22 protein-coding genes and 1 pseudogene are annotated in these 23,753 nt (G+C 51.4%); 12 read left to right on the top strand and 11 right to left on the bottom strand.

Features of this window, described 5'->3' with window-relative positions; all coding sequences use genetic code 11:
- Positions 1 to 114: 114 nt before the first annotated feature.
- The 3 genes from mglB to mglC all read left to right on the top strand — a co-directional run bounded on the left by mglB (position 115) and on the right by mglC (position 3,731).
- Positions 115 to 1,113: a galactose/glucose ABC transporter substrate-binding protein MglB gene (gene mglB / locus I6L54_RS09840; protein WP_003027399.1), complete on the top strand. Its 999-nt coding sequence runs from the start codon at positions 115 to 117 to the stop codon at positions 1,111 to 1,113.
- A gap of 71 nt (positions 1,114 to 1,184) precedes the next feature.
- Positions 1,185 to 2,705 (top strand): galactose/methyl galactoside ABC transporter ATP-binding protein MglA, encoded by a 1,521-nt coding sequence (mglA, locus tag I6L54_RS09845; RefSeq protein WP_005129207.1) that lies wholly within the window; start codon positions 1,185 to 1,187, stop codon positions 2,703 to 2,705.
- A gap of 15 nt (positions 2,706 to 2,720) precedes the next feature.
- The gene (mglC, locus tag I6L54_RS09850) at positions 2,721 to 3,731 is read left to right on the top strand and encodes a galactose/methyl galactoside ABC transporter permease MglC (RefSeq protein ID WP_005129205.1); all 1,011 of its coding nucleotides are present in this window, start codon (positions 2,721 to 2,723) and stop codon (positions 3,729 to 3,731) included.
- Positions 3,732 to 3,788: 57 nt separating this feature from the next.
- Here the strand turns inward: mglC and preA are convergent, their stop codons facing one another.
- From preA to I6L54_RS09885, 7 genes are all read right to left on the bottom strand, one after another.
- Entirely contained in the window at positions 3,789 to 5,024 is a 1,236-nt protein-coding gene (preA, locus tag I6L54_RS09855) for an NAD-dependent dihydropyrimidine dehydrogenase subunit PreA (RefSeq protein ID WP_040230622.1), read from the bottom strand.
- On the bottom strand, positions 5,018 to 6,259 hold the full coding sequence (locus tag I6L54_RS09860) for an NAD(P)-dependent oxidoreductase (RefSeq protein WP_040230624.1): 1,242 nt from the start codon (positions 6,257 to 6,259) through the stop codon (positions 5,018 to 5,020). Before I6L54_RS09860 ends, preA begins: the two co-directional genes overlap by 7 nt.
- A 233-nt stretch (positions 6,260 to 6,492) precedes the next feature.
- Entirely contained in the window at positions 6,493 to 6,732 is a 240-nt protein-coding gene (locus tag I6L54_RS09865; RefSeq protein WP_040230626.1) for a DUF2542 family protein, read from the bottom strand.
- A gap of 2 nt (positions 6,733 to 6,734) precedes the next feature.
- Entirely contained in the window at positions 6,735 to 7,454 is a 720-nt protein-coding gene (gene sanA / locus I6L54_RS09870; RefSeq protein WP_005129198.1) for an outer membrane permeability protein SanA, read from the bottom strand.
- Between the two features lie 163 nt (positions 7,455 to 7,617).
- Positions 7,618 to 8,502, bottom strand: coding sequence for a cytidine deaminase (gene cdd / locus I6L54_RS09875; protein ID WP_005129196.1), 885 nt, complete (start codon positions 8,500 to 8,502; stop codon positions 7,618 to 7,620).
- Positions 8,503 to 8,650: 148 nt separating this feature from the next.
- Positions 8,651 to 9,346: a CidB/LrgB family autolysis modulator gene (locus I6L54_RS09880; RefSeq protein ID WP_005129195.1), complete on the bottom strand. Its 696-nt coding sequence runs from the start codon at positions 9,344 to 9,346 to the stop codon at positions 8,651 to 8,653.
- The gene (locus I6L54_RS09885) at positions 9,343 to 9,741 is read right to left on the bottom strand and encodes a CidA/LrgA family protein (protein WP_005129194.1); all 399 of its coding nucleotides are present in this window, start codon (positions 9,739 to 9,741) and stop codon (positions 9,343 to 9,345) included. Before I6L54_RS09885 ends, I6L54_RS09880 begins: the two co-directional genes overlap by 4 nt.
- A 215-nt stretch (positions 9,742 to 9,956) precedes the next feature.
- Here I6L54_RS09885 and dusC point away from each other — a divergent pair, with 215 nt between their 5' ends.
- Positions 9,957 to 10,901 (top strand): tRNA dihydrouridine(16) synthase DusC, encoded by a 945-nt coding sequence (gene dusC / locus I6L54_RS09890; protein WP_005129193.1) that lies wholly within the window; start codon positions 9,957 to 9,959, stop codon positions 10,899 to 10,901.
- 96 nt (positions 10,902 to 10,997) lie between these two features.
- Here the strand turns inward: dusC and I6L54_RS09895 are convergent.
- Positions 10,998 to 11,246: pseudogene (locus tag I6L54_RS09895) on the bottom strand (SAM-dependent methyltransferase); the annotation flags it as partial.
- Positions 11,247 to 11,412: 166 nt separating this feature from the next.
- Between I6L54_RS09895 and mdtQ the strand changes: the two are divergent.
- A complete protein-coding gene (mdtQ, locus tag I6L54_RS09900) occupies positions 11,413 to 12,852 on the top strand; it encodes a multidrug resistance outer membrane protein MdtQ (protein WP_040230627.1) in 1,440 nt (479 codons plus the stop codon).
- Positions 12,853 to 12,889: 37 nt separating this feature from the next.
- Here the strand turns inward: mdtQ and I6L54_RS09905 are convergent, their stop codons facing one another.
- A complete protein-coding gene (locus tag I6L54_RS09905) occupies positions 12,890 to 13,459 on the bottom strand; it encodes a DedA family protein (RefSeq protein WP_040230628.1) in 570 nt (189 codons plus the stop codon).
- 162 nt (positions 13,460 to 13,621) lie between these two features.
- Between I6L54_RS09905 and I6L54_RS09910 the strand changes: the two genes are divergently transcribed.
- Together I6L54_RS09910 and pbpG are read left to right on the top strand one after the other, a co-directional pair.
- Entirely contained in the window at positions 13,622 to 14,209 is a 588-nt protein-coding gene (locus I6L54_RS09910; RefSeq protein WP_005129189.1) for a Yip1 family protein, read from the top strand.
- A 179-nt stretch (positions 14,210 to 14,388) separates the two neighbouring features.
- Positions 14,389 to 15,336 carry a D-alanyl-D-alanine endopeptidase gene (pbpG, locus tag I6L54_RS09915; protein ID WP_040230629.1) on the top strand — a complete coding sequence of 316 codons (948 nt, stop codon included), beginning with the start codon at positions 14,389 to 14,391 and terminating at the stop codon, positions 15,334 to 15,336.
- Between the two features lie 64 nt (positions 15,337 to 15,400).
- On the opposite strand, the gene dld is transcribed toward pbpG, so the two are convergent.
- On the bottom strand, positions 15,401 to 17,113 hold the full coding sequence (gene dld / locus I6L54_RS09920; RefSeq protein ID WP_005129187.1) for a D-lactate dehydrogenase: 1,713 nt from the start codon (positions 17,111 to 17,113) through the stop codon (positions 15,401 to 15,403).
- A gap of 232 nt (positions 17,114 to 17,345) precedes the next feature.
- On the opposite strand from dld, the gene bglX reads away from it, so the two are divergent.
- The 5 genes from bglX to I6L54_RS09945 all read left to right on the top strand — a co-directional run bounded on the left by bglX (position 17,346) and on the right by I6L54_RS09945 (position 23,629).
- Positions 17,346 to 19,643, top strand: coding sequence for a beta-glucosidase BglX (bglX, locus tag I6L54_RS09925; RefSeq protein WP_005129186.1), 2,298 nt, complete (start codon positions 17,346 to 17,348; stop codon positions 19,641 to 19,643).
- Positions 19,644 to 19,874: 231 nt separating this feature from the next.
- Positions 19,875 to 20,792, top strand: a complete 918-nt coding sequence (osmF, locus tag I6L54_RS09930; protein WP_040230631.1) for a glycine betaine ABC transporter substrate-binding protein OsmF — start codon at positions 19,875 to 19,877, stop codon at positions 20,790 to 20,792.
- 15 nt (positions 20,793 to 20,807) lie between these two features.
- Positions 20,808 to 21,974 (top strand): ABC transporter permease, encoded by a 1,167-nt coding sequence (locus tag I6L54_RS09935; RefSeq protein WP_040230632.1) that lies wholly within the window; start codon positions 20,808 to 20,810, stop codon positions 21,972 to 21,974.
- Entirely contained in the window at positions 21,967 to 22,914 is a 948-nt protein-coding gene (locus I6L54_RS09940) for an ABC transporter ATP-binding protein (RefSeq protein ID WP_005129180.1), read from the top strand. The genes I6L54_RS09935 and I6L54_RS09940 overlap by 8 nt, the downstream gene beginning before the upstream one ends.
- Positions 22,898 to 23,629, top strand: coding sequence for an ABC transporter permease (locus I6L54_RS09945; RefSeq protein ID WP_005129178.1), 732 nt, complete (start codon positions 22,898 to 22,900; stop codon positions 23,627 to 23,629). The genes I6L54_RS09940 and I6L54_RS09945 overlap by 17 nt, the downstream gene beginning before the upstream one ends.
- Here I6L54_RS09945 and I6L54_RS09950 read toward each other — a convergent pair.
- On the bottom strand, positions 23,610 to 23,717 hold the full coding sequence (locus tag I6L54_RS09950) for a protein YohO (RefSeq protein ID WP_003027354.1): 108 nt from the start codon (positions 23,715 to 23,717) through the stop codon (positions 23,610 to 23,612). The genes I6L54_RS09945 and I6L54_RS09950 overlap by 20 nt on opposite strands.
- Positions 23,718 to 23,753 lie beyond the last annotated feature (36 nt).

Below are 23,753 nucleotides of genomic sequence, written 5' to 3' on the forward strand. Positions count from 1 at the left end.
CACGGAAGAAATATTTTTAAAAGTGAGCTTCGGCGTTCAGTAACACTTCAGTAACGTTCTGCCTGCCGAGCATTTATCTCAAGCACTACCCTGCATAATAAAACCGGAGATACCATGAATAAGAAGGTGTTGACCCTGTCTGCTGTAATGGCAAGCATGTTATTCGGCGCGGCTGCGCACGCTGCTGATACCCGCATTGGTGTGACTATCTATAAATATGACGATAACTTTATGTCAGTAGTACGTAAGGCTATTGAAAAAGATGCCAAAGCGGCGCCGGATGTACAGCTGCTGATGAATGACTCGCAAAACGATCAGTCCAAACAGAATGATCAGATTGATGTGCTGCTGGCAAAAGGCGTTAAAGCACTGGCGATTAACCTGGTTGACCCGGCAGCAGCAGGCACGGTCATTGAAAAAGCACGCGGGCAGAACGTACCGATTGTGTTCTTCAACAAAGAGCCTTCCCGTAAAGCGCTGGACAGCTATGACAAAGCCTATTATGTCGGCACTGACTCTAAAGAGTCCGGGATTATTCAGGGTGATTTGATTGCCAAGCACTGGGCCGCTAACCCGAACTGGGATCTGAACAAAGACGGCAAAATTCAGTTTGTTCTGCTGAAAGGCGAACCGGGACACCCGGATGCCGAAGCACGTACGACCTACGTGATCAAAGAGCTGAACGACAAAGGCATTAAAACTGAGCAACTGCAGTTAGATACTGCAATGTGGGATACCGCCCAGGCGAAAGATAAGATGGATGCGTGGATGTCCGGTCCGAACGCGAACAAAATCGAAGTCGTTATCGCCAACAACGATGCGATGGCAATGGGCGCAGTTGAAGCGCTGAAGGCACACAATAAAACCAGCGTACCGGTATTTGGCGTGGATGCCCTGCCTGAAGCACTGGCGCTGGTGAAATCTGGCGCTATGGCTGGTACCGTGCTGAACGATGCGAATAACCAGGCGAAAGCCACTTTTGATCTGGCGAAAAACCTGGCTGATGGCAAAGGTGCGGCAGATGGCACCAACTGGAAAATTGAGAACAAGATTGTTCGCGTTCCGTACGTAGGTGTCGATAAAGATAATCTGGCCGAGTTTACCAATAAGTAAATACTCCGTCTGTGGGCGCAATTTCATTGCGCCCTTAATAACGCACTCTGCAAGGCCAACAAGGTATAATTATGGTCAGCACACATACTCAGTCGTCAGGCGAATACTTGTTGGAAATGACCGGCATCAACAAGTCCTTCCCCGGCGTTAAGGCTCTTGATAATGTTAATTTAAAAGTCCGCCCACATTCGATTCATGCCTTAATGGGGGAGAATGGCGCGGGGAAATCCACATTATTAAAATGTCTTTTTGGGATCTATCAAAAAGATTCCGGCAGTATTCTATTTCAGGGTAAAGAAATCGATTTTCATTCTGCTAAAGAAGCGCTTGAGAATGGTATTTCGATGGTACACCAGGAATTAAACCTGGTATTACAACGTTCAGTGATGGACAACATGTGGTTGGGACGCTATCCCACCAAAGGTATGTTTGTCGATCAGGAAAAAATGTACCGCGATACCAAAGCGATATTTGATGAGCTGGATATTGATATCGATCCACGCGCGCGCGTCGGCACATTATCCGTTTCACAAATGCAGATGATTGAAATTGCGAAAGCGTTCTCCTATGACGCCAAAATCGTCATCATGGATGAACCAACGTCATCATTAACCGAGAAAGAAGTTAATCATCTGTTTACCATCATCCGTAAGCTGAAAGAGCGTGGATGCGGTATTGTGTATATTTCTCACAAAATGGAAGAAATCTTTCAACTGTGTGATGAAATTACCGTGCTGCGCGATGGCCAGTGGATTGCGACCCAGCCGCTGGAAGGGCTGGATATGGATAAGATTATCGCCATGATGGTAGGACGTTCACTGAACCAACGTTTTCCGGATAAAGAAAACAAACCCGGTGAAGTGATTCTGCAAGTGCGTAACCTGACCTCGCTGCGTCAGCCGTCAATTCGTGATGTCTCGTTTGATTTGCACAAAGGGGAAATTCTCGGGATTGCTGGTCTGGTCGGCGCTAAACGTACTGATATTGTTGAAACGCTGTTTGGTATTCGTGAGAAATCATCGGGTACGATTACGCTACACGGCAAAAAAATTAATAACCACAGCGCAAATGAGGCCATCAATCATGGTTTTGCGCTGGTCACCGAAGAGCGTCGCTCAACCGGTATTTATGCCTATCTGGATATTGGTTTTAACTCGTTAATCTCCAATATCCAAAACTATAAAAATAAAGTCGGTCTGCTGGATAATTCCCGTATGAAGAGTGATACCCAGTGGGTAATTGACTCGATGAGGGTGAAAACGCCAGGCCATCGTACACAAATCGGTTCACTGTCCGGTGGTAATCAGCAAAAGGTGGTTATCGGCCGCTGGTTATTAACGCAGCCAGAAATTCTGATGCTGGATGAACCTACACGTGGTATCGATGTTGGCGCGAAATTTGAAATTTATCAGTTGATTGCTGAACTCGCGAAAAAGGATAAGGGGATTATTATTATTTCCTCTGAAATGCCGGAACTATTGGGTATTACCGATCGTATTCTGGTGATGAGTAATGGTCTCGTTGCCGGAATTGTTGACACTAAAACGACAACGCAAAACGAAATCCTCCGTCTTGCGTCTTTGCACCTTTAAGATTAGGGGCTCCTCATGAGTGCGTTAAATAAGAAAAGTTTTCTTACTTACCTGAAAGAAGGCGGAATTTACGTTGTTCTTTTGGTTTTGCTGGCGATTATTATTTTCCAGGATCCCACTTTCTTAAGTTTACTGAACCTGAGTAATATTCTGACGCAATCCTCGGTGCGTATTATTATCGCACTGGGTGTTGCCGGGCTGATTGTTACCCAAGGGACCGACCTGTCAGCAGGGCGCCAGGTTGGTTTGGCGGCGGTCGTGGCGGCAACCTTGCTGCAGTCGATGGAGAATGCCAACAAGGTGTTCCCAGAAATGGCGACGATGCCAATTATTGTGGTCGTGTTGATTGTCTGCGTTATCGGTGCTGTCATCGGTCTGGTAAACGGTATCATCATTGCTTACCTGAATGTGACGCCATTTATTACCACCCTCGGTACGATGATTATCGTTTACGGGATCAACTCCCTGTACTACGACTTCGTTGGCGCATCGCCGATATCAGGCTTTGACAGCGGATTCTCAACCTTTGCGCAGGGCTTTATTGCGCTGGGCAGTTTCCGGCTCTCCTACATTACCTTCTACGCGCTGATTGCCGTGGCCTTTGTATGGGTTCTGTGGAACAAAACCCGCTTCGGTAAAAACATTTTCGCTATCGGTGGAAACCCGGAGGCGGCGAAAGTGTCCGGGGTAAACGTTGCGCTGAACCTGCTGATTATCTATGCGTTGTCTGGCGTGTTCTATGCTTTTGGTGGTTTGCTCGAAGCCGGGCGTATCGGTTCGGCGACCAACAACCTCGGCTTTATGTATGAGCTGGATGCGATTGCGGCGTGCGTGGTGGGCGGCGTGTCGTTCAGCGGCGGGGTAGGTACCGTGTTTGGCGTGGTGACCGGTGTTATTATCTTCACCGTCATCAACTACGGTCTGACCTATATCGGTGTGAACCCTTACTGGCAGTATATTATCAAGGGCGGCATCATCATCTTCGCGGTCGCGCTGGACTCCCTGAAGTACGCGCGTAAGAAGTGATCGTATAACGCAAAAAGCCCGGCACAGCGCAATCTGCACCGGGCTTTTTTGTCAGCGTTACAACGTTAACGCATGTTCTTTCTCACCGGGTTTAAATTTCACCTCACCCAGATCGATACAGGCTACCGGGCAAACGTGGCCGCACAACAAGCATCCCACACATTTTTCCGTGTCGCAGTGTGGTGTACGGGTCTCCTCATTCCACTCCATCGCCTGATGCCCACCGTCATAGCAGGAGATGTAGCAGCGACCACAGCCCACACATTTTTCGAGATTGATATGCGGATAGACGATGTAGCTACGATCAAGTTCTTCTGCAGGGATGATATTGGCGTTGGCGAGACCGACCATCTCCTCCAGCGAGTCAAATCCTTGATCGGCGAGGTAATGCGACAGCCCGCTTGCCATGTCCTCCACAATCCGATAGCCATACTGCATGATCCCGGTGGTCACCTGCAGCGTGGCAGCGCCTAACAGTAAAAATTCGGCGGCATCTTCCCAGGTTTCAATTCCCCCGATGCCGCTAATTGGGAAATCGTGCAGTTCGGAGTGCGTGCGCAATTGTTGGATAAAACGCAGGGCAATAGGTTTAACGGCCTTGCCGGAGTAGCCGGAGATACTGGATTTACCGTTGACGACCGGCATCCCGATTTTCCGGTTCAGGTCGATATTAGTGATGGATTTAACCGTATTGATGGTCGCGATACCGTCCGCACCTCCGCGTTTTGCCGCCAGCGCCACCTCACACATATCACCAATATTCGGTGTCATTTTAGCCAGCATTGGCAGGGAAGAGCCGCGTTTGACTGCCCGACAATATTTTTCAACCAGCTCAGGGCTTTGTCCTACATCGCTGCCCATAGCATGCGAGGTCATTTGCGGGCACGAGAAGTTACACTCGATCATGTCGGCACCCGCTTCTTCAACCAGGCGAGCCAGTTCCTGCCATTGTTGTTCATTTTCCCCCATGATCGACGCAATCAGAACCTTGTCCGGGTAGTCCTGTTTCAGGCGGCGTATTGCGGCCAGATTCTCCTCCAGCGGATGCTCGGCAATTTGCTCCATGTTTTTGAAGCCAATAAAGCCGGTATCTTCTTTGGTCAGATGGTCAAAGCGCGGGGAGACTTCATTGGCAATAAAGAACCCGATCGTTTTGAAAACAATACCGCCCCAGCCGCTATCATAGGCTTTGGCGCACATTTCATAACAGTTGCCCACCGGGGAGGAAGAGAGGCAGAACGGGTTGGGGAATTTGACACCGCAAAAGGTAATAGAAAGATCTTTCGTTAACATGAGCAAGCTCCCTCTAAATAGTGATGAATGGCCTGAGCCGCTTCTTTTCCGGTTTTCACGGCGTAAACAACCGTTTTGTCGCCCTCAACAATATCGCCCGCAGCAAACAGGACAGGATCGGCGGTTTGGTAGTTCTGCGTATCGATAAGATTGCGCTGGGGCTTTAACGCGGCGAAATTATCAAGCTGAGCATGTTGGCCAACGGCGAGAATAATGTGTTCGGCTTCAAGCGAGAGTTCTCCTGGCAAGCGTACGTGTTTAAAGGAAACCCGATTTCCGTTAACCGCCACCGGCGTGAAACCGTCAATAATTGATACCCCTAATGCCTGGGTGCTGTTGAATTCTTTGTCGCTGGCCGGGAAATCAGCCAGTTCTTCACGCGCAACACAGGTGACTGACGGGCAGCCCAACAGCTTCAATGTACTGGCGACATCCATCGCCACGTCGCCGCCGCCGATGATCAATGCACTTTTTGCGACGGTAATATCGCCGCTGGCTTGTCGGGCACGTTGCAGGAAATCGACGGCAATTTCAACGTGATTCGCTCTCTCAAACAGAGGTAACGTTGAACCGTAAGACATCCCTACGGTAATCAGTACCGCGCGATATTCCGCTTTGAGTTGCTCAATGGAAAGAGTATGGCCAACTTCGCAATTGCACCTGATGGTCACGCCCATTTCCACAATACGGGCAATCTCATGATCCAAAACCGTCTGCGGCAGACGAAACTCTGGAATACCATAGCGTAACCAGCCACCAGGCTGAGCCTGCTTTTCGAAGAGGGTGACGTCATAGCCAAGATTACTCAGCGTTACACTGGCCTGTAATCCGGCCGGGCCTGCACCGATGATGGCGACCTTGCCCTGCGTTTTTGTTGCGGGCTGATAGATTTTCATTGCCGTCTGCTGTTCAAAATCGGTAATAAAGCGCTGCAGACGCGCAATATCGATTGGTTTATCAATTCCTGAACGCGTACATCCGCGCTGGCATAATTTTTCGGTTGGGCATACCCGGGCGCACACCGCACCGAGCGCATTATTTTCCCGGATAGTTTCGGCCGCGCCTTTAAAATTGCGGAAATAAATGGAACGAATAAATTTCCCGGGGTCGGTTTGCGCCGGGCAATCCTGACTACAAGGGGCATCGTGACATAATAAACAGCGGGAAGCCTCTTTTATTGCTAATAAAGGGGTAAAAGCCGACGTGAGCTCATCCAGATAATTTTGTTGTGGCATATTTTCTTCCTTAATGCTTGAGTAAATTAAGGCAAAGCGTTAATAACAAAATATTAAAATAGAAAGGCTATTCTTAAGGCTAAGCACTGCAGGAAGAGTATTCTGTGAAAGGATTCACAAATAGAAGATAGTTTGAGGGAAATGCTGGCGGGCAGCATTAATCCCTTATATTGAAATGGTAACTATTATCATAATATTAGCTATTCTCAAGCGATAATATATAGGTAATATCGTTAGCGATAAAAGACTAAATAAACAACCATACCGAAAGATAAACATCCGCATCCAGCATAAACCAATACATAAGACCAGAACTGTAATGGGGCTTCATTCCGGTAGGCATAAACCGGCTCACGCGCATTCTTCTTAATTTTATCTACCGCGCCAGTACGCCAACCTTTCCAGGCTTCACGGAAACAAAACACGGGAATGAGCAAAAAGGCCAACACGACGAAAAGGGTTTGTACATCCATGCTTATTTTCCTTGTTTCTTTTGTAATTCGAGTAATTGTTCAGGCGTGACTGCCGGATATCCCTGCGCATCGTCCGGTACCTGATGCATGCCAGGAATTGGCACCAGGGGGCCTAAAAAGCGCGGTTCGCGTTTGAAAAGGTAGAGATCGGCGAGTGCGCCAAAACGGGCACCAAATTCACGTACCCGCACGGTGAGCATATCTTTTGGCGAAGGTACCGCATAGCACTGGGCCTGAATCCCCATATGCAGCGCAATAAATAAGGCGCGTTCACAGTGGAATCGCTGAGTAATGATGATGAAATCGTTGGTATCAAATACCTTGCGGGTACGCACGATGGAGTCGAGCGTACGAAACCCGGCGTAATCAAGCACAATGTCAGCCGGATCGACGCCTGCGGCAATCAAGTCTTTACGCATCGTCATCGGTTCGTTGTAGCTTTGCTGCGCGTTGTCGCCGCTCAGCAGCAGATAGTTTACTTTTCCGCTGTTATAGGCGTTCAATGCACCCTGAATGCGGTAGCGGTAATACTGGTTGATGACGCCGGTGCGGTAATACTTCGCTGTACCGAGAACCACACCCACCTGGCGGTAGGGCAAATCCTGCAGTTCGTCGTAGATGTAGGGAGCCGTCTTCCAGCTCATCCACCTGTCGAGTCCAAGCACAGTCAACAGCAGCAAGCCAAACAAGACTAACAGGCTGTAAAACACGCGCTTTAACATGCAGAAAACTCGTTATTTGGATGGAATTTCAATCAGGCTACTGTACCCAACGACGGAGCGCAAGAAACAGCAGTCTGATTGAGGGGATTTTAGGCATTCTGTGTATTGCCGGATGGCGGTGTAAACACCTTATCCGGCCTACAAACTGGCGTTATTGAGACCATTAACCGAGTAGTACGCGCTCGATATTATCGCAGCCCAGCGCGTTCAGGGTGGCAGACGTCGCGTCCCACTGGATAAGCGCCGCATCCGCTTTTTCTGCCAGCACCGCACGTTGAATGTCCGGATAGTCGTAACCGTTCAGACTCAACAGGTTTAATGCACCCTGCAACGGTGGCAGCGTTGGATTGAAGGCGGCGTTTTCAGCATAACTGCCGCTGAAAATCTGACCATCTTTACACTCCAGCGCCACGCCGCTTGGGGATTTGCTGTACGGCATATGGCATCTGTTGGCGGCGGCAATCGCCGCCTGGGTCAGCGCATCGCCTTGCAGCGCGAAGCCGTGATCCTGGTCATCCATCAACAGCGTTTTGATGTCGAGATCTTTTGGCCCAAAAGCGTCCGGCAGATAGTCGCGTAGTGCGTGTGGTTCACGCCCAGGCAGATGAATACGTAAATCCAGCCCGCTGTTCAGCTCATTCATAAACTGACGGCAGTGCCCGCAAGGGGTGTAGTTGACGGTAATCGCGGCGAGTCCTTTTTCGCCACGTAACCAGGCATGGCTAATAGCGCTCTGCTCGGCGTGAACGGTTTGCTGCATTGTGGCACCAAGAAACTCCATATTCCCACCGAAATACCAGGTTCCGCTGATACCTCGTGAGATTGCGCCGACGTTGAAGTTGGACAGCGGAGTACGCGCGCAGGCCGCAGCTAAAGGCAGCAGAGCGAATGCCAGCGCGTCTTCGTCCAGTCCCGATTCGCGTTTCAGCAAAGATACCTGCTCAGCCGTCAGCATGGCGGGGAAATGTACATCCGCCAGAATAGGGGCCAGGGCTGATTGCAAGTTATCCGCGAGTTGGGCAAAAGCAGTTTGAAAACGTGGATGCATGGCGTTGCCTCATAACAATGTAATGGAACCGTAGTTTACGGGCCTGATAGGGCTTTATATGTGATCCAAATCTCATTGTGTATGCAACTGATGAAACTTAAATGAAAAATGTGCAACGCATCGCAAATAAACAGCTTAAAAATGCTGATTAGCCAACCACTGCCAGGATAACCGGGAACAGGAAGGGGGCAACCAATGAGGTAATAATCCCGCAAATAACCAGCGCCAGAGAGCTAAACGCGCCTTCCTGGTAGTCCAGCTCTGCACAGCGTGCCGTGCCCAGGGCGTGCGAAGCGGTGCCCATGGCCAGCCCACGAGCCGCCTTAGTACGGATACGCATTGCATTGAGCAGGGTATGGCCAAATACGGCACCGAGGATACCGACAAAAATGACGCACACTGCGCTGATTGCCGGAATACCACCAATACTGCCACCCACAGCCATAGCGATAGGCGTGGTTACGGATTTAGGCATAATAGAGGCGGCAATCTCTGGTGAAGCCCCCATCAGCAGGGCAATGGATGTGCCCGTGACCATGGCCACGACACTGCCGGCAAAACAGATGGCGATAATGGATTTCCAGCGGGCACGGATTTGGTGCAGCTGTTCATATAACGGATAGGCCAGAGCGACGACAGCAGGTTGCAGTAAATCGTTCAGCACCTCGCTGCCTTTGAAGTAGTGATCGTAGGGGATACCGGTCAGCATCAGAAAGGGAATAATCACCACCATGGCGACCAGCAACGGGTTCAATAGCGGCATTTTAAATCGCGCTGCCAGCTTACGTGCAGCAAAAAATACCGCCAGGGTGAGGGGTAACGACCACCAGATATACGACATCATTGTTTAGACCCTTTTTGGCCAACGATTTTGCGTTCGCCGTGAACAATGTGCGAGCTCCAACTCACTACCAGGAATACGACCAGTGTACTGATGGTGCAGGACACCACGACCGGACCAAATTGTGCGCGTAGCAAGTCAAAGTACTGCATGATCCCCACGCCAATCGGGACAAACAGCAGGGCCATATAACGAATCAGTACGTAGCAACCTGGGTTTACCCATTTTGCCGGTAAGATCTGTAATGCCAGTAATACAAACAGAATCAGCATGCCGATAATGCTGCCCGGAATCGTTATAGGCAGCAGTGATGCAAGAAAAATACCTGCATAGAGGCAGGCATAAATGAGGACGAATGCGCGTAAATATTGCCAGATAATGTTCAGTGACTTGCTCATAATTGAAACCCTTGACGAGACTGATTCATCATACAATTAAACTTTAAAACGTGCTACCGATCACATCATGAATTCTAAGCATAGTGGAAATAGATATCAGGAACATCAGGCAATGCCCCTAATCAGCATAACCAAATCTGTGCCCGGCGCTGAGACGCTTTAATCTCCTGCATAGAGACGTTACCATAGCGCCTCTCTTTTTTGCGGGTAACAATATGCGTGTTTTACTGGCGCCGATGGAAGGCGTGCTCGACTCACTGGTGCGCGAGCTGCTGACTGAAGTGAATGATTATGATCTCTGTATCACCGAATTTGTTCGCGTGGTAGATCAACTACTACCGGTAAAAGTCTTTCACCGCATTTGCCCTGAACTGCTTAACGCCAGCCGCACAACATCTGGTACCCCTGTGCGTATACAACTGCTGGGGCAGTATCCGCAGTGGCTGGCAGAAAATGCAGCCCGCGCGGTTGAGCTGGGTTCGTATGGTGTCGATCTAAACTGTGGCTGTCCGTCGAAGCTGGTGAACGGCAGCGGCGGCGGCGCAACGTTACTGAAGGACCCTGAGCTGATTTACCGTGGCGCGAAGGCCATGCGTGATGCGGTTCCGGCTCATTTACCGGTGACGGTAAAAGTGCGTCTGGGCTGGGACAGCAGTGACAGGCAGTTCGAAATCGCTGATGCCGTCCAGCAGGCTGGTGCCAGCGAGTTGGTGGTGCACGGTCGAACCAAAGAGCAGGGCTATAAGGCCGAGCACATTAACTGGCAGGCTATTGGTGAGATTCGCCAGCGTCTCAATATCCCGATTATCGCGAATGGTGAGATCTGGGACTGGCAAAGCGCACAGGACTGTATGGCCATCAGCGGCTGCGATGCCGTGATGATCGGGCGTGGTGCGCTTAATATTCCGAATTTGAGTCGCGTGGTGAAATATAACGAACCACGTATGCCATGGCCTGAAGTCGTGACGTTACTGCAAAAATATACCCGACTGGAAAAACAGGGTGATACCGGGCTGTATCATGTGGCGCGTATCAAACAGTGGCTGGGCTATCTTCGTAAAGAATATGTTGAAGCGACAGAACTGTTTCAGGAAATTCGGGCTTTGAATAATTCACCAGATATTGCACGCGCGATTCAGTCCATCACAAGTGCTGCCTGATTTATTGCCGGATGGCGGCGTACCCGCCTTATCCGGCCTACGGAACGGACGCGTAATTCGTAGGCCTGATCAGCGCAGCGCCATCAGGCATCAGGATTACACAGGCTTACGTACGCTGAGCAGAAATATCATCGGGCGTTCTTTTTCTTCGTCCAGCGCCGGGTTGGCGGCAATTTGTTCAGCCGATAGACCCCATTAATCCAAACAAACAATCTCAAATCCGGTGGTAACCAGGGCGTTAATCCAGGTTGCCAGCTTACGATGTTGTTTTTTGACGCCTTCAGCAAACCAGTTACTGATGCGCTCGCCTTCCTGCTGATAGTGATTAAGCGGCCAGGAAAACTGCGCGGTATTTTATAACTCAGTTGAATTATTTTTACAGAACAATTTGTTATGTATATGTTTTTTAATCATGTGATTTTATTTCAAAAGATGTATTGCCACGCGTAACTAAAAAAGAGAATGTGGTAAGTCGTACTCTCTGTGCATCTTTTCTAACCTGTATATTCCCATGAATCGTAATTCTGTTCTTGTTGCAACGGCATGTTTGCCGCTGCTTATTTTGATGGTTGGTTGTGCACCCATGCATGACAATCGTCAATCGCTGTCACAGCAGACGCCCGCTGTGAACGTTGATTCCGCGTTGCCTGCGGCATTAAAAAATGGTTGGCCGGATAGCCAATGGTGGAAGGCGTATCACGATCCACAGCTGAATGCGTTGATTGACAGCACCCTCAAGAATTCTCCAGACATGCAGGTAGCAGAACAGCGCATTCAACTGGCAGAAGCGCAGGCTAAAGCGGTTGAGGCGCAGGATGGTCCAGAAGTTGATTTTTCCGCAGACGTTGAACGTCAAAGAATGTCGGCAGAAGGTTTAATGGGACCGTTTGCCATTACCGATCCTGCTGCAGGCACGACCGGGCCGTGGTACACCAATGGAACCTTTGGTTTAACCGCAGGCTGGAACCTGGATCTGTGGGGTAAAAACCGGGCTGAAGTAGCGGCGCGTATTGGTGAGGTGAAAGCGCGTGAGGCTGAACGTGAGCAAACTCGCCAGTTACTGGCGAGCGGCGTATCGCGTCTGTACTGGGAGTGGCAGACGCAGGCGGCGCTGAAAACCGTTCTGACGCAGATTAAAACCGAGCAACAGAACGTCATCACCGTCGATCGTCAACTGTATCAAAACGGGATTACCTCTTCTGTCGAAGGTGTTGAAACGGATATTGACTCCAGTAGAACGGAGCAGCAGCTGAACGATGTCAGCGGCAAAATGAAGGTGATAGAGGCGCGGCTGAGCGCACTGACCAACTCGCAATCTTCCGTCATGAAGCTTAAAGCGACGACGCTACCAGCGGTAGAAAGCCAGCTACCGTCCCAGCTTGGTTATTCGCTGCTGGCTCGCCGCCCTGATTTACAGGCCGCACACTGGTACATCGAGTCATCGCTGAGCAGCATTGATGCGGCAAAAGCGGCATTCTATCCGGACGTTAACCTGATGGCTTTTTTACAGCAGGATGCGCTGCATCTGAGTGATTTATTCCGCCATTCCGCGCAGCAGATGGGGGTGACGGCTGGGCTGACACTGCCTATTTTTGATAGCGGCAGACTGAATGCGAATCTCGATATCACGAAAGCGCAGAGCAACCTGACGGTGGCAAATTACAACAAGGCAGTGGTCGATGCGGTGAATGACGTTGCTCGTGCGGCATCACAGGTAGAAACGCTGGCGCAGAAGAACCAGCATCAGCAGCAAATTGAACATGACGCACAGCGCGTTGTGGGGCTTGCGCAGGCACGATATAGCGCCGGTATCATTGCGGGTTCCCGGGTTAGCGAGGCCAAAATTCCGGCGTTACGCGAACAGCTTAATGGTCTGGTTCTACAGGGACAGTGGCTGGATGCTTCTATACAGCTGACCAGCGCACTGGGCGGCGGTTATCACGCGTCCTGATTAATCGGCCCGACGGTGTTCCGCTGTCGGGCCATCTTCATTGCGCTTTACGCGTGCTTCGCCGTTTCATCCACCAGCGGACGCCCGCGACAATCCCGATAACCAGAACCAACCACACCGCATGTTTAATATGCTGGTCGAGGCTATGCAACCATGGGGCAATCACTTCACCGCCCACATAGCCGAGCGTGGTAAACAGCAATGCCCAGACAAACGCCCCCAGGATATTCAGTGGGATGAAAATCTTCGGTGGCAGGTGGCTGGCTCCAATCAGCAACGGGCCAATGACGCGAAAACCGTACATAAAGCGCGTGCCGACCACAAACAGGTAGGGACGCCGTTGGATCATCTTCTGCGCGTAGTGGATTTTTGCCCGATGACGCGAGAAACGACGTAAGATTTTGCCGCCATAACGACGCCCAAGTAAAAAGAGTAATTGATCGCCAATCATCCCACCCAATGCGACGGAGAGCACCACCAGCGGAAATTTAAGAATTCCCTGGTGCGCAGCAACACCGCCTAGCAAGGTAATGGTTTCGCCTTCGGCAAGGCTGCCAATAATCAGCGCCGCATAGCCGTATTGCTCAACATAATGCGTTATATCCATACGTTGTATGACCTCCACGCTCCATAGCATACACCCAGTGAATTGTTCATGCCGAAAAAGCAGCAACTCAGCGTATCGGTATTTTTCATGTGTACATAAAATAATCAAAAGCTGAATTATACTTGAAGTGTTGAGGTCCGGAGCTGACAAGAAGGGGGCGATATGAACCATGTCTGGGGGCTGTTTTCCCATCCCGATCGTGAAATGCACGTGATCAACAGCGAAAACGAAAGTGTTTCGCATCACTATACCCACCATGTACTGCTGATGGCGGCAATCCCGGTGATTTGTGCGTTTATTGGCACCACGCAAATTGGCTGGAATTTTGGCGACGGCAATATACTGAAGTTATCCCTGTTTACCGGATTTGCGATGGCAATTCTGTTTTACGGCGTGATGCTGGCAGGTGTGGCCATCATGGGAAGAGTTATCTGGTGGATGGCGCGTAATTACTCGCGACGCCCGTCGCTGGCACATTGTATGGTCTTTGCCGGATATGTTGCCACGCCGCTGTTTTTAAGCGGGCTGGTGGCGCTGTATCCGCTGGTCTGGCTGTGTGCGCTCGTGGGAACCATCGCGCTGTTTTACACCGGCTATTTACTCTATCTCGGTATTCCAACGTTCCTGAATATCACTAAAGAAGAAGGGCTGAGCTTTTCCAGTTCAACGCTGGCGATTGGCGTGCTGGTGCTGGAGGTTCTGCTGGCGATTACGGTGATCCTGTGGGGCTACGGGTACCGATTGTTCTAGGTGTACAACCTGTCTGTGCCGCGTTGTTGGCGTAAAAGCCAGCAACGCAGCATTTCGAGATGATTCTTCTGTAGCGGCAAACCTGCCGGATCGCTATGATGCCAGAGCTAGCCTGAGATAATCCTTATTTCAGGCGGTGTGCGTTGTGACGTGCGTGAACCATTATCAGAAACCTCATCATGCTGAAATTCCGAGTTTCATTATTAAGTCTTGCCCTGGTGCTGGCCGTTCCTTTTGCACCCCAAGCCGTAGCGAAAACGGCGACTACTGCAGCGGCATCTCAACCTGAGATTGCTTCTGGTAGTGCGATGATTGTTGATCTGAATACCAACAAAGTTATCTATTCGAACCACCCGGACCTCGTGCGTCCGATTGCGTCGATTACCAAATTAATGACGGCGATGGTGGTGCTTGATGCACGACTGCCGCTGGATGAAAAACTGAAAGTTGATATCAGCCAGACGCCGGAAATGAAAGGCATCTACTCTCGTGTGCGTCTGAACAGTGAGATCAGTCGTAAGAATATGCTGCTACTGGCGCTGATGTCCTCAGAAAACCGCGCAGCGGCAAGCCTGGCGCACCACTATCCGGGCGGTTATAACGCATTTATCAAAGCGATGAATGCGAAGGCGAAGTCGTTGGGAATGACCCAGACGCGCTTTGTGGAACCGACCGGGTTATCGATTCATAACGTCTCGACGGCGCGTGATTTAACTAAACTGCTGATTGCCAGCAAGCAGTATCCGCTGATTGGTCAGTTGAGTACGACGCGTGAAGACATGGCGACCTTTGCTAATCCGGCTTATACGTTGCCGTTCCGTAACACCAACCATCTGGTGTACCGCGATAACTGGAACATTCAGCTCACCAAAACTGGGTTTACTAATGCCGCTGGTCACTGCCTGGTGATGCGTACGGTCATTAATAACAAGCCGGTAGCGCTGGTGGTCATGGATGCCTTTGGCAAATATACTCACTTTGCTGATGCCAGTCGTTTACGCACCTGGATCGAAACCGGCAAGGTGATGCCTGTTCCGGCCGCGGCGCTGAGCTATAAAAAGCAAAAAGCCGCACAGATGGCGGCGGCAGGTACAGCGACGGGCGAGCAAACGGCGCAAAACGATTAAACCGTAGGCCGGGCAAGCGAAGCGCCCCCGGCAACGTGCCCGATGGCGCTTACGCTTATCGGGCCTACGATTCTTTCCAGTACTTCTGCTTACTGGTTTTGCCAATACCTGGATTCATACTGTTGGTCGGGTCGTTCTCGCGATAAAAACGCGTCAATGTTTCTGGTGCTTTATACAGATGCCCCACGTTATGTTCTGCAGGGTATTGTGCCCCGCGCTCACGCAGTAACACCAGCATTTGCTCTTTCAGTTCGTGAGCATCCACACCTTTCTTCACGATGTAATCCTGATGGAAGACATAGCACATAAAGTGGCCGTAATAGAGTTTGTGCACCAGCTTGCTGTCTATTTCCGGCGGCAGGTGCTCATACCATTCGGTATCGTTACGACGCAGCGCAATATCCAGCGCCAGAATATCTTCCACTTCATCCGCATGGACGGCCTGATATCGAATGGCCGCGCCCGCCGCTGCGAAGCGGTGCAAAAATGCCTTGCTACCTTCTTCCGGCGTACAGGCAAAGAAATCACCTTCGGCGGTTTTGAAAAACTCAGTCAGCCAGCTCTGTGCTTCTGCTACGCCGCCACCGGCCATTTTTAACAGCAGATGATGTTCGTATTTATCACGCCAGCTTTTCATCCGTGCCGGTAAATGGCTGGGGAATAAATGGCCGAACTTCTGCATTGCCCGGTCGGTAAAGTGCGGGCGGAAAATTTTCACTTTTTCCAGCATCGCATCGGTGCGGCCTTTCAGCGTAAAGAAAAACGGCATTTTGTCAGTGCCGAGTTTGTCGATCATCAGAAACGTATCTTTGCCATAGGTTTCGGCGATGTCATAGATATCGCGGTGCATATATTCACCCGCGACCGGCAGATGTTCAAATTTGGCCAGAATATGACGACGGATTTCCGTCAGCACTTCTGGCTGGTTGGTACCGATATAAAAGACCTGCTGGTTTTTCTCTGCTTCAAAGGTATCCAGGCGCACGGCGAACACTGCAAGCTTTCCGGCGCAACCAGAAGATTCAAACAGACGCTCAGGGTCTGCGTTATAGCGTGCCGGCGTATCGGCCTCAATATCTCTGACGCGGGTGATGTAATCATGATCGTGTGCATGACGCCCATCGTGCTGGACATCATCATCTTTGATCTGCTCGTCATCAAGTTTGCTCAGGATCTGCTCTGGTGTCTGACCCAGCTCGATACCCAGATGGTTGACCAACTGCAATTTACCTTGTTCGTCAATACGCGCAAACAGCGACATTTCTGTGTATGCCGGACCGCGTTGTACCAGCGAGCCGCCAGAGTTGTTGCAGATACCGCCGATCACGGAAGCACCGATACAGGAAGAGCCGATCACCGAATGCGGTTCACGGCCAAAAGGTTTGAGCGCCTTTTCCAGCGAATAAAGTGTCGTACCGGGATAAGCCAGCACCTGTTCACCGTTGCCGATGACGTGCAGCTTATCGAGGCGCAGGGTGCTGATGATGACGATGTCGCGATCGTAATCATTGCCGCTAGGCGTGGAGCCTTCGGTCAGACCGGTATTGGCGGCTTGCATCAGAATTATTTTGTCAGCCGAGACGCAGGCGTTGAGGACACGCCACAGTTCTAATAGCGAGCCAGGGAAAACGACGGCGAGCGCATCGCCCTGACCCGAGCGAAAGCCTTTACGATAACGGGCAGTTTTGGCCGCTTCGGTGAGCAGGTGTGAATGGCCGACCAGTCGGGTCAATTCAGTCAGAAACGCTTTATTATCAGTTGTTGTAATGGAAGACATTCTCCACTCCTTGTGGTGGGACTCAATATCAGGAACAAGCATAGCGCTATGTATGACAATACGCTTTCTCATTCGCATTGTCTCTGTGTTGTATCCCACTGATTCATGCTGGTTTTGAAAATTCAGAGAATATCCTTAGCTTTCTTCCCCACTCCCGTTTAGGCTTACGGCAAGCTGCGGTTTTTGTTATATTTTCGCTGCCTCGTCGGGTAGAAATTAAGAGAGAATCAACATGAAATGGCTATGTTCTGTAGGTGTCGCGGTGGGCCTGGCGTTGCAACCAGCGCTGGCGGACACCTTGTTTGGTAACCATCCACTGACGCCTGAAGCGCGGGATGTGTTTGTGACCGATTTACTCAAACAGATGACTGTGGATGAGAAAATTGGGCAACTACGCTTGATAAGCGTCGGGCCTGATAACCCGAAAGAAGCCATCCGCGAGATGATCAAAGACGGGCAGGTTGGGGCAATTTTTAACACCGTCACGCGCCAGGATATCCGTAAGATGCAGGATCAGGTCATGGAACTTAGCCGCCTGAAAATCCCTCTCTTTTTCGCCTATGATGTGCTGCATGGTCAACGCACCGTGTTTCCGATAAGCCTTGGCCTGGCATCCTCTTTTAACCTTGATGCGGTCAGAACCGTTGGTCGGATTTCTGCGTATGAAGCCGCAGACGATGGTCTGAACATGACCTGGGCGCCGATGGTCGATGTCTCCCGCGATCCGCGTTGGGGCCGTGCGTCCGAAGGTTTTGGTGAAGATACGTATTTAACTGCCATCATGGGCAAAACCATGGTGGAAGCGATGCAGGGGAAAAGCCCGGCCGACAGGTATTCAGTGATGACCAGTGTCAAGCACTTCGCTGCTTATGGCGCCGTTGAGGGCGGAAAAGAGTACAACACTGTGGATATGAGTCCGCAGCGTTTATTCAACGACTATATGCCGCCCTACAAGGCCGGACTGGATGCCGGTAGCGGTGCGGTGATGGTGGGGCTTAACTCACTGAATGGGACGCCTGCCACCTCTGACGCCTGGCTGCTCAAAGACGTGTTGCGCGATAAGTGGGGCTTTAAAGGCATAACGGTTTCCGATCACGGCGCAATTAAAGAATTGATTAAACATGGAACCGCGTCCGACCCCGAAGATGCTGTGCGCGTGGCGATCACGTCCGGTATTAACATGAGCATGAGCGATGAATACTACAGCAAGTATCTACCGGGACTGATTAAGTCGGGTAAGGTTACGATGGCGGAACTCGACGATGCCGCGCGCCACGTGCTGAACGTGAAATATGATATGGGGCTGTTTAACGACCCGTACAGTCATCTGGGGGCCAAAGAATCTGACCCACAGGACACCAACGCGGAAAGCCGTTTGCACCGCAAAGAGGCGCGTGAAGTGGCGCGAGAAAGCCTGGTGCTGCTGAAAAACCGTCTGGAAACATTGCCGCTGAAAAAATCCGCCACCGTGGCAGTCGTCGGTCCATTGGCCGACAGCAAGCGTGATGTGATGGGCAGTTGGTCCGCTGCCGGTGTTGCCGATCAGTCGGTAACGGTGCTGACGGGGATTAAAAATGCCCTCGGCGAGCAGGGTAAAGTGGTGTACGCCAAAGGGGCGAATATCACCAACGACAAAGGCATTGTCGATTTCCTCAACCTGTATGAAGAGGCGGTGAAGGTTGACCCGCGCTCGCCGCAGGCAATGATTGATGAAGCCGTTAATGCGGCGAAGCAGTCTGACGTGGTTGTTGCGGTAGTGGGTGAAGCGCAGGGGATGGCGCATGAAGCCTCTAGTCGAACCGATATCACTATCCCGCAAAGCCAGCGTGATCTGATTGCTGCGCTGAAAGCGACCGGTAAACCGCTGGTGCTGGTGCTGATGAACGGTCGTCCACTGGCATTGGTGAAAGAAGATCAGCAGGCTGATGCGATCCTCGAGACCTGGTTTGCCGGCACCGAAGGCGGTAACGCCATTGCCGATGTGCTGTTTGGCGATTATAACCCGTCAGGTAAGCTGCCGATGTCTTTCCCACGATCGGTGGGGCAGATCCCGGTCTATTACAGCCATCTTAATACTGGTCGCCCGTATAACGCCGATAAGCCGAACAAATATACGTCGCGCTACTTTGATGAAGCGAATGGCCCGTTGTATCCCTTTGGCTATGGTCTGAGCTACACCACGTTTACCGTGTCTGATGTGAAGCTCTCTGCACCGACAATGAAACGTGACGGAACAGTGACTGCCAGCGTGCAGGTAACCAACACCGGTAAGCGTGAAGGCGCGACAGTCATTCAGATGTATTTACAGGATGTGACGGCCTCAATGAGTCGTCCGGTAAAACAGCTGAAAGGTTTTGAGAAAGTGAACCTCAAGCCAGGTGAAACCCAGACCGTTAGCTTCCCCATTGATATTGACGCGCTGAAGTTCTGGAACCAGCATATGAAATACGATGCGGAGCCGGGCAAATTTAACGTCTTTATCGGCGTAGACTCCGCCAGAGTGAAGCAGGGCGAGTTTGAACTGCTGTAATGGCTGAATAAACCACGCACAGTGCCTGATAGCGCTACGCTTATCAGGCCTGCGAAATCCTATCATCCGGTAAATTCATGTTGGGTTTGCCGGATTTTTTTTATTTTGTTCTCGCCTTACCGCTAATAACTCTCAGTGTTACCCCCCAATAGCCAGGTTAAGACTGGATTTTTCAACTATGCTTTTTCCTCAAGTCTCTGAAAAGGGCAGCAAAAGGATGAGGAGAGCAGCATGATAATCTCAAAGGTATGGGTGGGTTCGCTGGCGCTGTTAGCGACGATAAGCTTGCCCTTACAGGCCGCGTCACCCGTCACGGTCGGTTCAAAAATAGATACCGAAGGGGCGCTGCTCGGCAATATTATTTTGCAGGTGCTTGAAAGCCACGGCGTGAAAACTGTCAATAAAGTACAACTGGGCACTACGCCCGTGGTGCGTGGGGCCATCACTTCCGGTGAGTTGGATATTTATCCGGAATATACCGGCAATGGCGCATTCTTTTTTAAAGATGAAAACGACCCCGCCTGGAAAAATGCGCAGGCAGGTTTCGAGAAAGTGAAAAAACTGGACGCTGAGCAAAATAAACTGATTTGGCTAACGCCTGCTCCCGCCAACAATACCTGGACTATTGCAGTACGTCAGGATATCGCTGAAAAAAACAAACTTGTCTCTCTTGCGGATTTAGGCCGCTACCTGAAAGAGGGGGGGACGTTCAAACTGGCGGCCTCTGCTGAGTTTATTGAACGTGCAGATGCGCTGCCCGCATTTGAAAAAGCGTATGACTTCAAGCTCAATCAGAACCAATTGTTGTCACTGGCAGGGGGCGATACTGCGGTGACAATTAAAGCTGCGGCGCAGCAGACTTCAGAGGTCAATGCGGCGATGGCCTACGGCACCGACGGCCCGGTTGCGGCGCTCGGTTTGCAAACATTGAGCGATCCAAAAGGCGTCCAGCCCATTTATGCGCCTGCGCCCGTCGTGCGTGAATCGGTGCTGAAGGACTACCCGCAAATGGGGGAATGGCTACAGCCGGTCTTTGCCAGTCTGGATGAAAAAACGCTGCAACAGCTGAATGCCAGCATTGCCGTGGAGGGACTGGATGCGAAAAAAGTTGCTGCAGATTACCTGAAGCAAAAAGGATGGGTGAAGTAACGGCCTTTGCAGCGGATGGGTGTTTTGTCGAAAATCTCAATCAATCGGGTGCTGTTGCTGCTGGTGTTTCTCACCTTCGCGGCGGCAGCGCTTCCTTTCATCAGTTATGCCCCTAATCGTCTGGTTTCCGGTGAAGGTCGTCAACTCTGGGAGGTCTGGCCCAACATGGCGTGGGGACTGGCGGCGACACTTTTACTGCTCGTGGTTTTATGCATCATACCCGGTAAATCCGGCAGTGTTTTGACGCTGGTTGTTGTCCAGTTACTGGTGATAGCGGCGTTGTTTATGGCCGGGAAAGCGGCAACGCATCTGGCTCAGACAGGAACTTCTGTCGCCAGAACCAGCCTGGGGAGCGGTTTCTGGCTTGGGTCAGGGGTGTTGTTGCTGGCTGGCAGTGACGCCATTCGACGTATTACCACTCAGCCACTGTGGCGCTGGGTACTGCATGCGCAAATTGTCACTGTACCAGTGGCGCTGCTGCTGTCCGGTACCCTTAACGATCTTTCTTTGCTCAAAGAATATGCTAACCGCCAGGATGTGTTTGATGATGCTCTGGCGCAGCACCTGACTATTCTGTTCGGTACTGTGGTGCCTGCGCTGTGTATTGGCGTGCCGCTGGGCATCTGGTGCACTTTTTCTGCTTCGCGTCAGGGGCCAATATTTGCTGTGCTGAATATCATCCAGACGATCCCCTCCGTCGCGTTGTTTGGTTTGTTGATTGCGCCGCTTGCTGGACTGGTTAAGCATTTCCCGTGGCTTAGCTCGCTCGGCGTAGCGGGAACGGGCCTGACGCCTGCGCTGATTGCGCTGGTGCTGTATGCCTTATTGCCATTGGTTCGTGGCGTGGTGGCCGGGCTGAATCAGGTTCCGCGCGATGTGCTGGAAAGTGCGCGGGCTATGGGGATGAGCCCATGTCAGCGTTTTCTTTCGGTGCAACTTCCGTTAGCGCTACCCGTTTTCCTGCGCAGTTTGCGGGTGGTGATGGTACAGACGGTGGGGATGGCGGTCATTGCCGCATTGATTGGGGCTGGCGGATTTGGCGCGCTGGTTTTTCAGGGACTGCTCAGTAGCGCCGTTGATTTAGTGCTACTGGGCGTGATTCCGGTGGTGGTACTGGCAGTGCTGATTGATGCGCTGTTTGATTTAGGCTTAGCACTGCTGAAGGTGACAAACGATGATTGAATTTAGCCATGTCAATAAAACCTATAACCAGCAACAGGCCGTGAGCGATCTCAATCTGCATTTAGGCGAAGGTAGTTTTTCGGTATTAATCGGGACCTCCGGTTCGGGGAAGTCCACCACGTTGAAAATGATCAACCGGCTGGTCGAGCATGATAGTGGGCAGATCCGTTTTGCCGGGGAAGAGATCCGTAGCCTGCCGGTGCTGGAATTAAGACGACGTATGGGCTATGCCATCCAGTCGATTGGCTTATTTCCACATTGGACTGTCGCGCAGAACATTGCCACCGTACCACAGCTGCAAAAGTGGTCACGTGCGCGTATTGATGACCGAACAGAAGAACTGATGGCGTTGCTGGGGCTGGAAGCGGATTTGCGTCACCGCTATCCGCATCAGCTTTCCGGCGGCCAACAGCAGCGGGTCGGTGTGGCACGCGCGCTGGCGGCTGACCCTCAGGTTCTGCTGATGGACGAACCTTTTGGCGCGCTGGACCCGGTAACACGCAGTGCGCTACAGCAGGAGATGACCCGTATCCACCGTCTGTTGGGTCGTACCATCGTGTTAGTGACGCATGATATCGATGAAGCGCTGAGACTGGCGGAGCACCTGGTGTTAATGGATGCGGGCAAGGTGGTGCAGCAGGGCACGCCGCTGTCGATGTTGACGGCACCAGTGAATGATTTCGTGCGAACCTTTTTTGGCCACAGTGAACTGGGTGTAAGACTGCTGTCACTGCGCACAGTGGGGGATTTTACCCGTCGTGGTGAACAGTTGGCCGGTGAGCCGTTAGTGGATGAGATGACGTTACGTGATGCGTTATCTGTTTTTGTCGCCCGTGGCTGTGATGTGTTGCCGGTGGTTAATGCCCAGGGCGTGGCCCGTGGTACGCTCCATTTTCACGATCTGCTTTCGGAGACACCGCACAGTGAAACATCTGTTTGATCCTCTGCTGTGGCTCATTGCGCTGTTCCTGGTGTTGCTGGTGGGATTGCCCCACAGCCAGGCACTGTTCAGCGCGTTGTTTCCCCAATTGCCGCGTCCTGTTTATCAGCAAGAGAGCTTTATGGCGCTGGCGCTGGCGCATTTCACTCTGGTGGGCATTTCAAGCCTGATTGCTGTCATTATTGGGGTTGGGGCAGGTGTAGCGGTAACCCGTTCATGGGGAGTAGAGTTCAGACCTTTGGTCGAAACGATTGCCGCGGTGGGGCAAACTTTTCCGCCGGTTGCGGTGCTGGCGATTGCCGTACCGGTGATGGGTTTTGGCCCGGAGCCTGCGATTATCGCGCTGATCCTGTATGGGGTGTTACCGATCTTACAGGCAACGCTGGCAGGGCTGGGAGGGATCTCTGCCAGCGTAATAGATATCGCCGGCGGGATGGGCATGAGTCATGGGCAGCGGCTACGCAAAGTCGAACTTCCGCTCGCGGCACCGGTTATTCTGGCCGGGATTCGCACGTCGGTGATTATTAATATTGGCACCGCAACGATTGCCTCTACCGTTGGTGCGAATACGTTAGGAACACCGATTATTATCGGGTTAAGCGGGTTTAATACCGCCTATGTGATCCAGGGGGCGCTGCTGGTCGCATTGGCCGCAGTTATTGTCGATCGCGGGTTTGAGCGATTAGCGTACTACCTTACCCGGCACGTAAAATAAAGGTATAACCTGCCAGCATCACGCCGCCGATACCACCGATAGCCATCAGCAGGAAGAGGGTTATAACACCGATTTTAGCTGCGCTCATTTTGTACTCCTTATGTGAATTCAAGGATTGTACACG

Source organism: Citrobacter pasteurii, assembly GCF_019047765.1.
GTDB classification, from domain to species: domain Bacteria; phylum Pseudomonadota; class Gammaproteobacteria; order Enterobacterales; family Enterobacteriaceae; genus Citrobacter; species Citrobacter pasteurii.